Source organism: Bacteroides luhongzhouii (assembly GCF_009193295.2).
GTDB lineage: Bacteria > Bacteroidota > Bacteroidia > Bacteroidales > Bacteroidaceae > Bacteroides > Bacteroides luhongzhouii.
Map to the genome: position 1 here is coordinate 3,970,075 of NZ_CP059973.1, position 14,122 is coordinate 3,984,196.

7 protein-coding genes are annotated in these 14,122 nt (G+C 38.6%); all 7 read left to right on the forward strand.

Going from position 1 to position 14,122, the window contains the following annotated elements; all coding sequences use genetic code 11:
• The first annotated feature begins 9 nt into the window (after positions 1 to 9).
• Positions 10 to 978, forward strand: a complete 969-nt coding sequence (locus GD631_RS14750; protein ID WP_143260101.1) for a 1,4-beta-mannosyl-N-acetylglucosamine phosphorylase — start codon at positions 10 to 12, stop codon at positions 976 to 978.
• Positions 979 to 985: 7 nt separating this feature from the next.
• Positions 986 to 3,259 (forward strand): GH92 family glycosyl hydrolase, encoded by a 2,274-nt coding sequence (locus tag GD631_RS14755; protein WP_143260102.1) that lies wholly within the window; start codon positions 986 to 988, stop codon positions 3,257 to 3,259.
• A 302-nt stretch (positions 3,260 to 3,561) separates the two neighbouring features.
• On the forward strand, positions 3,562 to 4,452 hold the full coding sequence (locus GD631_RS14760) for a sugar phosphate isomerase/epimerase family protein (RefSeq protein ID WP_143260103.1): 891 nt from the start codon (positions 3,562 to 3,564) through the stop codon (positions 4,450 to 4,452).
• Positions 4,453 to 4,791: 339 nt separating this feature from the next.
• Positions 4,792 to 6,078 carry a DUF4992 family lipoprotein gene (locus GD631_RS14765; RefSeq protein ID WP_223225924.1) on the forward strand — a complete coding sequence of 429 codons (1,287 nt, stop codon included), beginning with the start codon at positions 4,792 to 4,794 and terminating at the stop codon, positions 6,076 to 6,078.
• A 677-nt stretch (positions 6,079 to 6,755) separates the two neighbouring features.
• Complete coding sequence (locus tag GD631_RS14770) at positions 6,756 to 8,213, forward strand: DUF4992 family lipoprotein (RefSeq protein ID WP_143260104.1); 1,458 nt, start codon at positions 6,756 to 6,758, stop codon at positions 8,211 to 8,213.
• 21 nt (positions 8,214 to 8,234) lie between these two features.
• Complete coding sequence (locus tag GD631_RS14775; RefSeq protein ID WP_143260105.1) at positions 8,235 to 11,537, forward strand: SusC/RagA family TonB-linked outer membrane protein; 3,303 nt, start codon at positions 8,235 to 8,237, stop codon at positions 11,535 to 11,537.
• Between the two features lie 15 nt (positions 11,538 to 11,552).
• On the forward strand, positions 11,553 to 13,754 hold the full coding sequence (locus GD631_RS14780) for a RagB/SusD family nutrient uptake outer membrane protein (RefSeq protein WP_143260106.1): 2,202 nt from the start codon (positions 11,553 to 11,555) through the stop codon (positions 13,752 to 13,754).
• The last annotated feature ends 368 nt before the right edge of the window (positions 13,755 to 14,122 follow it).

Here is a 14,122-nt window from a genome sequence, read left to right on the forward strand (position 1 = left end):
TCAACGATTATGAATAAAATTCAAATTCCTTGGGAAGATCGTCCTGTCGGATGTACGGACGTTATGTGGCGTTACTCACAAAATCCAGTTATCGGACGCTATCATATTCCTTCATCTAATAGTATTTTCAATAGTGCTGTTGTTCCTTTTGAGGATGGTTTTGCAGGCGTATTCCGTTGTGATAACAAAGCTGTACAAATGAATATTTTTACAGGTTTTAGTAAGGACGGAATTCATTGGGATATCAATCATGAACCTATTCAGTTTAAGGCAGGCAACACGGAAATGATTGAGTCGGAATATAAATACGACCCTCGTGTTACATGGATTGAAGACCGTTATTGGGTGACTTGGTGTAATGGTTATCATGGCCCTACAATTGGTATTGCCTATACTTTTGACTTTAAGGAGTTTTTCCAGTGCGAGAATGCTTTCTTGCCTTTCAATCGTAATGGTGTACTTTTTCCGCAGAAGATCGATGGCAAGTATGCGATGTTGAGTCGTCCCAGTGATAATGGACATACTCCGTTTGGCGATATATACATCAGCTATAGCCCGGATATGAAATATTGGGGTGAACACCGTTGTGTAATGAAAGTGACTCCTTTCCCGGAAAGTGCTTGGCAGTGTACAAAGATTGGTGCAGGTTCAGTTCCTTTCCTTACTGATGAAGGCTGGTTACTGTTCTATCATGGTGTAATTACTACTTGTAATGGTTTCCGTTACGCTATGGGATCTGCCATATTAGATAAAGATCATCCGGAAAAAGTCCTCTATCGTACACGTGAATATCTGATTGGTCCGGCTGCTCCTTACGAACTTCAAGGTGACGTTCCTAATGTAGTATTCCCCTGTGCTGCTTTGCAAGATGGTGAACGTGTTGCTGTTTATTATGGTGCGGCAGATACTGTGGTAGGTATGGCCTTCGGATATATAAAAGAGATTATCGATTTTACGAAACGAACGAGTATCATTTAATAAAGATATGAAACGTATTATATTAACTTACACACTTGCTTTTTCCCTTCTTTCCGCTTATGCGGGGGAAGGGGGAAGCCCTCCCCTTAAAAATACGGATAAAAGTCTTTTGATAGATTATGTGGATCCTTTTATCGGAACTACAAATTTCGGAACGACCAATCCGGGAGCGATTTGCCCCAATGGTATGATGTCTGTGGTTCCTTTCAATGTGATGGGATCTTCCGAAAACACCTATGATAAAGATGCCCGATGGTGGTCTACGCCTTATGAATATACAAACTGTTTCTTTACTGGATATGCTCATGTGAATTTGAGTGGAGTCGGTTGTCCGGAATTAGGTTCTTTATTGTTGATGCCTACTACCGGAGAACTGAATGTGGATTATAAAGAATATGGTAGTAAATATAAGGATGAACAGGCCTCACCGGGCTATTATTCTAATTATCTGACTAAATATAATGTAAAAACAGAAGTCTCGGCTACTCCGCGTAGCGGTATTGCCCGTTTTACTTTTCCGAAAGGAAAAAGTCATATCTTGCTGAATCTGGGTGAGGGGTTAACGAATGAGAGTGGCGCTATGCTTCGTCGTGTAAGCGATTGTGAAGTGGAAGGAGTCAAACTACTTGGTACATTTTGTTATAATCCTCAAGCTGTATTCCCCATTTACTTTGTGTTGCGGGTTAAGAAGAATCCTTCTGCAACAGGGTATTGGAAGAAACAACGTCCGATGATGGGTGTTGAGGCTGAATGGGATAAGGATCAGGGAAAGTATAAACTTTATACTCGTTACGGAAAAGAAATAGCAGGAGATGACATTGGTACTTATTTCTCCTTCGATACAGAAGAAGGTGAACAGGTAGAAGTACAAATGGGAGTTTCTTTTGTAAGCATAGAAAATGCCCGCTTGAATCTGGATCGTGAACAGGCTGGAAAGGATTTTGAGAAGATCCATGCGGAAGCACGTTCCAAATGGAATGATGACTTGTCACGCATAACTGTGGAAGGTGGTACAGATGCCCAAAAGACTGTGTTTTATACAGCGCTTTATCATTTGCTGATTCATCCTAATATTTTGCAGGATGTGAACGGAGAATATCCGGCAATGGAAAGTGATAAGATCCTGACAACCAAAGGTGATCGCTATACCGTATTTTCTCTTTGGGATACCTACCGCAATGTTCATCAATTGCTGACCTTGGTTTATCCGGAACGTCAGATGGAAATGGTGCGCACAATGCTTGATATGTATCGTGAACATGGATGGTTGCCTAAGTGGGAATTATATGGCAGAGAAACATTGACAATGGAAGGTGATCCGAGTATTCCGGTAATTGTAGATACCTGGATGAAAGGTTTGCGTGACTTTGATGTTGATTTGGCTTATGAGGCAATGTACAAATCTGCTACGTTACCGGGGGCGGAAAACTTGATGCGTCCTGATAATGATGATTATATGTCTAAAGGATATGTACCCCTTCGTGAACAGTATGACAATTCCGTCTCTCATGCATTGGAATATTATATTGCCGATTTTGCATTGTCTCGTTTTGCAGCTGCTTTAGGTAAAAAGAAAGATGCAGAGATGTTCTATAAACGTTCTTTAGGATACAAACATTATTATAGTAAAGAATTTGGTACTTTCCGTCCGATTCTCCCCGATGGAACGTTTTATAGCCCGTTTAATCCGAGACAGGGAGAGAACTTTGAACCGAATCCCGGTTTTCATGAAGGTAATTCCTGGAATTATACGTTCTATGTACCACATGATGTATATGGCTTGGCGAAATTAATGGGTGGAAAGAAACCTTTTATCGATAAGCTACAAATGGTTTTTGACGAAGGACTTTACGACCCGGCAAATGAACCGGATATTGCTTATGCTCATTTATTCTCATACTTTAAAGGTGAAGAATGGCGTACACAGAAAGAGACGCAGCGTTTATTAGATAAGTACTTTACAACAAAACCTGATGGTATTCCAGGAAATGATGATACGGGAACGATGTCTTCCTGGGCTATTTTCAATATGATTGGCTTTTATCCGGATTGTCCCGGATTACCCGAATATACATTGACGACTCCGGTCTTTAATAAGGTAACGATCCGGTTAGATCCGAAATGGTATAAAGAGAACGAACTGGTGATTGAAACCAATCGTACTCAACCAGGAGCTTTATATATTGATAAGGTACTATTGAATGGCAAGAAGTTCAATAAATATCATATCACACATGATGAACTTGTTCACGGCAAATATTTAAAGTTTGATTTGAAATAACACACAGTGTTTCATAGGTATCGTTTTTGGGTTGACAGGGCTGTCGGACTTCTTATAGTTCGGCAGCCCATTTTTTTTACATTTATTTCTGTTATTACTTCATCGGAAATAGTGACGGTATATGCTTGGGATAGTGACGGTATCGGACCATGATAGCGTCACTATTTGTCTTGGATACCGTCACTATCTTACTTTTATTAAATTATATTCTGTTGTATTTTTAGTTATTCTCTCTTTTATAGGTGATTACAAAAATCTATTCCGTACGTCTACTATGTAAATCGTATGCAATAAAATAAAAAATGAGAAGAAATTTATTCAAACATATCCTTTGGATATTGATACTTGCAGAGTGTTTTCCTCTATTGGCAATTGCCGGATCGCAGCAAAAGGAACAACGTTATAAAATAGCCGTATGTGACTGGATGATTCTGAAGCGTCAGAAAATCGGTTCATTTCAATTGGTACATGAATTGAATGGTGACGGTGTAGAATTGGATATGGGTGGTCTTGGCAAGAGGGAAATGTTTGATAATAAATTGCGCGAACCTCATTTCCAGCAGTTATTTCGTGAAACAGCTCAAAAATATCAATTAGAAGTTTCTTCTATTGCCATGTCCGGTTTCTATGGACAGTCTTTTCTGGAGCGGGCTAACTATAAAGATTTAGTTCAAGATTGCCTTCATGCCATGAAAGTGATGAATGCCAAAGTAGCCTTTCTTCCTTTAGGAGGAGTCAAAGCCGGATGGGAAAAGATTCCGGCACTACGAACAGAAGTTGTAAAACGCTTGAAGGAGGTAGGAGATATGGCTGCTTCTGAGGGAGTGGTGATTGGTATTGAAACTCAACTGGACGCAAAAGGAGATGTGAAACTACTGAAAGAAATTAATTCTCCCGGAATCAAGATCTATTTTAAATTTCAAAATGCATTGGAGAATGGAAGGGATTTGTGCAAGGAGCTGAAGATTCTGGGGAAAAAGAGGATTTGCCAGATTCACTGTACGGATACCGATGGAGTGACTTTACCTTATAATAAACGATTGGATATGAATAAGGTGAAAAAGACACTGGATAAGATGGGATGGAGTGGATGGCTGGTGGTAGAACGTTCGCGTGACAAGGATGACGTGCGGAATGTGAAAAAGAATTATGGTACGAATATTAAGTATTTGAAAGAGGTATTTCAACAGTAATGTGATACTGTCTTTTTTATGGTAATAAAAGTCTGAACTTATAATGAGTTCAGACTTTTTTTTATTCTAACTCCCCCAAAATATCGCTTCTGGAACATTTGTTTCGACTCTTGTAACCATCTTATTGTCATTTTAATTCATTATTTCCGTTTTGGTATTAATCAGCTGAAATTAGTAGATTACAGTAATGTTATATGTGCGTCCTTTATATGAATCGGATAAAAATGGAATTAAAATAATGATAGGAGGACAATTATGACATAGTTAATATGGAAGAGACATTTGTGAGTGAACTTAGAAAGTATAATATATTATTTTGTTTAAATTAAAATTTAATCTATGAAGAGTAAACATTTATTTTTACGGGTAAAAAGAAATAGTCTGGCGTTTGGGGCGGCTATACTTCTTTTTAGCTCTTGTGTCGATGGATACAAAGATGACCGAACCTTCTCGCCGGGAGTTCAGGGAGTAACTTTGGAATCACCCTCAACTGAAGGTTGGACTTTTACAAGAAATGTAGATATTACGTCTCTGGAAGTTACATGGCCGGTAGTGTTTGGAGCCGGAGGATATCAGGTGACGTTCTATAATGTTGACGATCCTGATAATCCGGTTGTCATTGGCCCGGAAAATGAGATTGTGGACAAATGTAAGATTACCCGTGATATTACTCCGGATACGAGGTATAAGGTAGTAGTTAAAACGTTGGGGAATGAGAAGTATAATAATAGTGATGCCGTTGCCGCTACGGAGATGCCTTATAATACTTTGGTACCGCTGCGTGAAATAATCCCGTCCGGTACGAATCTGACGACTTATTTTACTGACAATCCTATTGCACCTCTTGAAGAAGGTGAAGAAGAGGTTGCTTACGAGTTGGTAGCAGGCGGTAACTATGAAATGGACGGTAACATTGATTTGGGCACGACAACGCTGACTATCCGCGGTGACAAAGTGAACCACGCCAAAATAACCATGAAAGGAAACGCTTCATTTATAAATCACGGAGCAGGACTTAAGGTTAAGTTCATTGATTTTGATTTTGATGAAAGTACTTATACCGCTTCTAACAGTAGAGGTCTGGTTATGTTCAACGCAGCAGAAGCAGGTGTAGTCCAACAACCTTATGTTTTCCAGTCTTGTAATTTAACCAATATGCCAGTACCGTTATATTATTGTAATAATGGTTATGGTTTGGCTGCTTTAACTGTGGATGATTACCTGGTGAGCATCAATGCTGCAAGTACTATCTTTATAGCATTTAACGGTCAGGGTTGGATTAAGGATTTGTATTTAACAAACAGTACCATCTATTATACGGTTCCCGGCAGTGCTTATTTAGTTCAAATGAGAGGACGTGTTCCTTCAAACTTCAGTGGTTCCGGCTGGAGTGCATCACTTCGGAAAATGAATAATTGTACTTTCTACAATGTTGGAAAGACTAACAATCGTTTCTTTAATAACGTAATAAATAGTAATAATGCTGTATTTTCCCTGGAGATGCAGAATACTATTTTTGCTGACTGCGTTGTAGGTTCGGCAACAGGAACCGAAGGTGTTTTCAGACGTATATGTAATGCCGGAAATTACGGAAATGTGCGAATTCTATACAAACTTCACACGTAAGGATATCAGCCTTGACGGTAATACGCTCGGTATCGATCCTCTGTTCCAACCTAGATATTATTTCTTCGGGTTGCGTCAAAGTGCACAGCAAACTAATTTACTCTAACAGACCTTCCGTTTTACACAAATTGAGGGGCTGAAAGCGGAATTGGATGATTTTAGGGTGAGCTTTCAGCCGGAATCCCTATGAATAAGGGTTTATAGAGAAAACTGAATGCTGAAAGCGGGGAAGTACTTTAAAAATTGGAAGCTAGCAGAGTCGTATATAGATACTATTTTACTGCTGTATTTATGTACTTCTTTAATTCAAAGTATGTATTTGAACCGCCTTACTCTTCTACATCTTCTTGATGAATGTAGTGCTTCTTGCTGTTCGGTCTCCTACATATATTCTAGTTTTGTTATACTTTAATATATAATTACAATACAGCTATAAAAGCAATTCATTGCATTCTGACAATTGATACAAACTCCCGACTAATTAAATTTCTTTCTTCCTATGTGATTACATATTTTCTACTCATTCGTCCTGTTTATATATGAATAAAGAGAAGTATGAGTTACATATTTTAAGTCAATTTAAGTGATTACATATTTTGTAGTTGTACGTCTTTATTTGAAAGTTTTATAAATAGAAGATATTATGTATTATTTTTGTTTAAATTAAAATTTAATCTATGAAGAGTAAGCAGTTATTCTTACGAGAAACAGGGGCGACATTGTTAGTCGCAATGACTTTAGTTTCTTTTAGTGCTTGTATCGATGGATACAAAGATGATTGGACGTTTTCTTCTGATGTAAGGGGAGTTACTTTGGAATCTCCCAAATCTGAGGAAATAGCTTTTAAACCAAGTCCTGATGGAGGAACGTTGAAAGTAGAATGGCCTGTTGTTCACGGAGCAGGTGGTTATCAGTTTTCTCTATATATTGTGGATGATCCGGATCATCCTAAAGCTGTAGGTGAAGAAAATGAGATAGTTGACGGGTGTTCTGTTGAACGTAAGTTAATTGATGATACCAATTATAAGGTTGTCATTAAAACAATGGGTAATAGCGAATACAATAATAAAGATGCGGCTTCATCTACGGAGGCTACTTTTACGACTTTAATTCCTACTTACGCTACTATTCCGGAAGGAGATATTGCAGAGTGGTTTGCCAATAATCCGATACCCAATGATAAAACGGATGAAGAATTAGCGTATGTATTGAAAGCAAATGGAAAATATACCTTATCAGCACCTATTGATTTCGGAAAACAGAAGGTAACTTTCCGTGGTGATAAATTGGGACATGCAAATATAACGTATGGAATTAATGGCCGAATTTGTACTACAGCAGGTTTAAAAATGAAGTTTATAAATTTTGATTGTAGTGCAGTGGATGGTGCTTCATCGACAGCTTCATTATTATTATTTAGTGATACTCCAGACGAAAGTATAAAAGGAGAAGGCGATTATTATATTATAAATGATCCTGTGGTTATACAGTCATGTGAAATTAAAGGAATCCAAAGACATCTTATTTATGATAATAAGAAGAAATATTGTCCAGCCACATTGCTGATAAATGATTGTCTTGTGAAGTTGGAAACGACACAGGAACAGGCAGTTATTTTTTTCAATCAGGGTTTTGCAAATGATATGACTGTACAGAACTCTACATTTTGGCATAATGGTACTAAAAATAACAATTATTTCCTTCAATATAATAATAGCGGTCGTCCTACTCGGGCAGGTTTCGTAAAGGGATCCGTCAATTATCTAAATAGCACATTCTATCATGTATGTTACAATAAACAATGGGGGAGCTATAATGGCTTTGCTGGTCAAACATGTGTCAACTGGAATATGAAGCAAAACATTTTCCTTGAATCAGGCAAAGGAGAAGTTGCCCGTCGTTTCCTTGGTGGACGTACAGGACAGGTGACAGCAAGTTTCGGACAAAATACATATTGGTATAATGGTGAAGTCCCTGCAGAGGAACTTAAATATGATATTAGTGGTACTCACTTTGAAACCGATCCTCAATTGAAGGATCCTGCTAATGGGGATTTCACTGTATTGGGTACAGAACAGCTTACAGCACGTACGGGTGATCCACGTTGGTTGCCAGAATTACCGGAGGAAGAATAAAAGTTAGAAAAAATAAAATATATGGAGAAAAAATATTTAACTCTCAGTCTTTGTCTGAGCTTTTTGATGATGTTATGTGTAATATCACCAATTCAGGCGCAGCAATCCAGAATAGTGAAAGGTACTGTTGTGGATGAGGTTGGTGAACCGATAATTGGAGCTTCTGTAAAAGTAGAAGGTACTAGTACAGGAACGATTACAGATCTGGATGGAAAATTTTCTGTTTCTGTCCCAAACAAAGGAAAATTGACTGTTTCCTTTATTGGATATATTACTCAAACAATATCAGACTTAAAAAATACACGTATTGTATTGAAGGAAGATGCAATGAAATTGGATGAAGTAGTAGTGGTAGGTTATGGTACCCAGAAAATGAGGAATGTTACAGGTGCTATATCTACAATTGAACCTAGTGAAGTGGCGGATCTTTCTGTAAGTAATTTGGGAAGCGCTTTAGTCGGTATGGTGAATGGTTTGAGTGTCACTGGTGGTAATGCCCGTCCCGGGGAAGGAACATCTTTAAGTATTCGTCAGGCAAAAACGGCAGTGGCTTATTCTCCCCAAGGAGGTTCTTCAAGTCCGCTGTATGTCATTGATGGCTTTATTACAACAGAGGATGCTTTCAATAACCTGGATGCTAGTGTAGTAGATCAAATCACAGTTTTGAAGGATGCAGCAGCAGCAGTTTATGGTGCACGTTCAGCACAAGGTGTTGTTTTGGTAACAACAAAGCGTGGTCATGTGGGTGCACCGAAAATTTCGTATAGTGGTCAGTTTGGATATACAGATGAAATTGCACGTCCTAAGATGTTGAGTGCCTATGATTATGGTGTTATTTGGAACGGAGTACGTGCTGCCGGAACTACATCGGAAAATTCAATGGACCTTCGTACAGATTTATTTCAGGCTGATGAACTGGAGGCGATGAAAGGCTTGAATTATGATTTGTTGGAGCGTGAATGGAGTGCAGCTTTTACTCAAAAGCACAGTATTAACATGAGCGGTGGCTCGGAAAGAGCTACCTATTTTGCAGGTATCTCTTATTACACTCAAGATGGTAATATGGGGCGTTTGGATTATAATCGTTGGAATTATCGTGCCGGAGTTGATGCGAAAATCAGTAAATGGTTGAAGGCTTCATTACAAGTATCAGGTGATAACGGTAAAACCAATACGGCTCTTAATAAGATAGGCGGCTCTTCGGCTGAAGCGGATTATAACTCATTATTAACCCATCCGCGCTATATTCCTGATTATATTGGTGAGATACCTTTGGCTACTTATGGTGTTTCTAATAATGAAATTCATACTTTGCAAAAGTACCATTTTAATGAGTTGCAGAATCTGGACAATTATAGTGAATCAATGAATTCTAATATGACGGTCAATGGTTCACTAGAATATGATTTTGGCTGGAATAAATGGCTAAAAGGCTTGAAAGTAAAGGCATCTTATTCTAAGAATATTAGTACTTCTAAAAATAATCAGTTAGGTACAAACCTAACAGTGTATAAGATGATAGATCGTGGTGGTAGCGGTGGACACCTTTATACAGGTGATGATATTGATACGTCTTTTAGTAACTTTGAGGCATTACCTACTTCAAATGGTAATTCAATCCGGCGTACAATGAACCGTTATGATAGCTATCAGTTGAACTTTAATGTATCGTATGCTCGTACGTTTGGTTTACATGACGTGAGTGGTTTATTCTCAATTGAAAAATCAGAGAACGAAATGGAAGACCTGGAAGGCGTAGTGCTTGATCCATTGCCAATCACTGATGGACAGTCGAAAACTGCTACTGGTGATCAATCAACCAGTTTCGGGCGCTCTGTTGGTGGAACATTGTCTTATATTGGTCGTATTAACTATTCGTATGCCGACAGGTATCTGTTAGAATTATTGGTACGCTCTGATGCTTCTACAAAATTTGCCCCTGAAAATTATTGGGGAGTATTTCCATCTGTTTCTGCAGGTTGGGTGATATCAGAAGAAAGCTGGTTTAAGGATAAAGTGAAATGGATTGATTTCTTAAAAGTTCGCGGTTCTTTTGGTATGTTGGGACGTGATAATATTAAGAGTTGGGGTTGGTTACAACTTTATAATATGGATGCTAATAAAGGTGCTGTATTTGGAACTAATGTAGGTAATAATATCGGTTCTGCCGCTCAGAGTGCCACTTCACCAAATCGTGATGCTCATTGGGATTCAAGTTATAAGTACAATTTCGGTGTTGATACACGTTTCCTTAACAGTCGTTTATCTGTAAATGTGGATGCTTATTACGAACAGAATCGAGATATGTTTATGACTCGTAAAGGGACTGCAGAATTTCCTTCTACTGTAGGTTCACAACCGACAGCAGAGAACTTTGGTTCACTCGATGCTTATGGAGTGGAGTTATCATTAGGATGGAGAGATAAAATAGGAAAAGACTTTAAATATCGTATCGGTGTGAATGCTGGTTACAGCGATAATAGAATGAAAAAGATGTATTGGCCGGAATTGATAAAGATATATGAACAACACCCTAATCAACGTACTGACTTGGGAGAATGGGGGTTGGAATGTATTGGTATGTTCCGTGATAAACAGCAGATTGAAGAATATTTCGATAAATATCAGATCACGAACTATATGGGATTGAAAAAAGACGATGTGCAACCAGGTATGTTGATTTATAAAGATATTCGTGGACAACAAAATGCGGATGGTACATATCAGGGGCCGGATGGAGTAGTTGATAAAGATGTCGACTTGGTCAAAATATCCAATCGCAGTAACCCTTGGGGCTTTACGGTTAACCTTGGCGGTGAGTGGAAGGGATTATCATTCAGTATGCAATTTAATGCGAGCTGGGGAGGATATAGCTTTTTACCGAAGTCTGCGCGTAGTATCGTGAACCCGATTAAGTCAGGAGGTAGTTACACAGATATGGAATATACGAATCTTCCATCATTCTGGGCAAATAATATGTATGTTTATAATGATGTTCTTGATGCCAACGGGAATGTAATTGCTCCGGCAAATCGGGATGCTATTTATCCGAACCTGCGTTATAGTATTAATAATGAGACTTCTACATTCTGGAAAATCAGTGGTACGCGTATAACTCTTCGCAATATAACAGTGGCTTATTCATTACCGAAAGCATGGGTGCAGAAAATCGGAGTAGAAAATTGTCGTTTCAATCTGACTGGACAGAATATGCTTAGTCTTTATAACCCATTCCCAGATCATTTTATGGATCCAATGGATGGAACATATGGAAATTATCCCAATTTGCGTAAAATTACTTTAGGTGTGAATGTGTCATTCTAAAAAAGAAAACGAAAGATGAAAAAGAGATATCGATTAAGTTCAATAGCCATAATGGCATTTGCTGTAGCTTCTTTCTCAGGATGCAGCGATGAGTTTCTACAGGAAAAGAAGAACTATGGAAACTTTGGTGAAGAAATTTATGATAGTTATATAGGTGCTCAGTCTCGTGTGAATACTTTGTATAATTATTTATTACCTTCATCTACAGGAAGTATTGGATGGAATAGTGTAAGTGCTGGAACAGCTGACATCAATGCGAAAAGCACGGAAGAATATGGCGGATTTTCCGATTATGTAAATCCAAATGTAGTTTTGGACAATACAAACGTGCCGGATTATATTTTTCAGGAATTTGGAAGTAATAATTCTAAAAGTCCTTATGGGCATATACGCGAGTGTAATATGGTGATAAAGGGTATTACTGATAGTAGCCTTGAGAAATCTGAAAAAGAGGAATTGTTGGGACAGGCTTTATTCTTCCGGGCATGGGCATATTTTCGTCTTGTGCGGGTATATGGTGGTGTGCCGTTGATTGATGAACCGCAAAATCCAATTATAGGTGACGATGGTGGAGTTAGTCTGGCAGTACCCCGGTCGACTACTAAGGCGGCAATTGATTTTATTTGTGAGGATTTGAGACTCGCATCTGAATATTTGCCAGCCCGTTGGTCAAAGCCGGCAGAGGATTTTGGGCGTATAACGTCCGGAGCAGCTTTAGCTTTGCAGGGAAGAGCACGTCTGCTCTATGCCAGTCCATTATTTAATCGAGCTGATGATGCAGATCGGTGGAACCAGGCTTATATATCCAATAAAGCGGCGATTGATAAATTGAAAGAAGGAGATTGGGGGTTGGAAAATCTTGGTACACCAGGTGTTAATGGCGCAGGATGGGCAAGTGTCTTTTCTACTTATGCCTCAAATGAAGCTGTTTTTGTAACTTTGTATAATAATGTAAAAACAGGTGTTGGCACAAATTATAATAAGAACAATGGCTGGGAGAACTCAATTCGTCCTATCAATACAGGTGGAGGCGGTGGTAAAGGTACGACTGCTCAAATGATAGACCTGTTTCCAATGGCGGACGGAAAAAGACCGGATGAACAAGGGAAATATCAATATGACGATCAATTGTTTTTCTTGAATCGTGATCCGCGATTTTATCGTACTTTTGCATTTCCTGGAGTGGAATGGAAATTTGACGGAACACCGGGAAATCAAGCAGAACATCCTGAACAGTATCCTTATGCTGGAAATAATTATGTGTTATGGAGTTATTCTTGGTACGAAAAGGCAGAAGATCAAGGGAAAGATAATCAATCTGGGTATGGTGCTGATGGATTAGGAGATAATAATAAAAGTATCTATATTCGTAAACGTTCTGATGATGCGGCTATTAATACTCCACTGTATATTTATGATGCGGCTAATTCCAGCAAGGCATTTCAGTATTCGGGTGCTCCTTATATGGAAATTCGTTATGCAGAGGTGTTGTTAAATTTTGCAGAGGCAGCATGTGGTGCTGGTCATTTGCAGGAAGCTTTGGATGCATTGAAACTGATACGTCAACGAGTAGGTTACACAGGTGACTGTGGTTTGGATGCTAATTTAGTTAGTAACCGTGCAAAACTGTTTGCAGCAATTTTATATGAACGTCAAATAGAACTTGCTTATGAAGGTAAGCGTTTTGACGATATGCGTCGTTGGTTGCTTTGGGATGGTGGAGCAGGACAAGAAGAGTTGAAATCCTCTTGGAAAGTAACAGGGTTTGATGGTAATACATGTACATACCTTGGCGTAAAACCTTTGAATGGACAACGTCGTACTGGAGCAGAAATATGTGTTGCAGATAAAGTTGGACAGGCCGAAGAAAAAGATGGAAAGGACCCGATTCTTGCTCAGAATATCAAACGTCCTACCGCTATCAATCTTATGCGTGATGGCGTACTTGCAAAAGAAGTAGGAGAGGATCAAGATCCTTCTGAAGTTCCTAATACGGCTATTGATAACTTGGCCGACTTTTATCGTGAATATTTACATCGGAAAACCACTCGAGTAGATGGTGATTTGGAATATACCATTTCTTTCCAACCTCATTATTATTTCATTGGTTTTAAAACCAATATGCAAGCTAATAATGTAACATTGGAACAGACTATTGGTTGGGCGGATTCACGTAATGGAGGTGCTAATGGAACTTATGATCCATTAATGGAATAAAACGAATCAGTCTGTTACAGATAGATAGGTTCAAATATAATAAGAGGGTGTCTACATACATTTAGACACCCTCTTATTTTTTTCTACAGAGTTTCAAACATTGAAAACTATTTATCCATACACAAAACTTTATTTCGAAAGAAGATGTACAGTAACGCATCGAAATTCTCAATCAAGAAGATGGGCCTTTCCCATTGGATACAACCCTGCACACACCGGAATTAGAAGAATGGAGACAGAAATATGTACAGATATAGAGATACGGAACAACAGTAGAAATCTGCCAACTTCTTTTTTGTATTTTATCGCTCATGTTTTTTTGTTATTACTGATTACAAATCTTTTCTTCTTTCGTCTTATTATTGTAT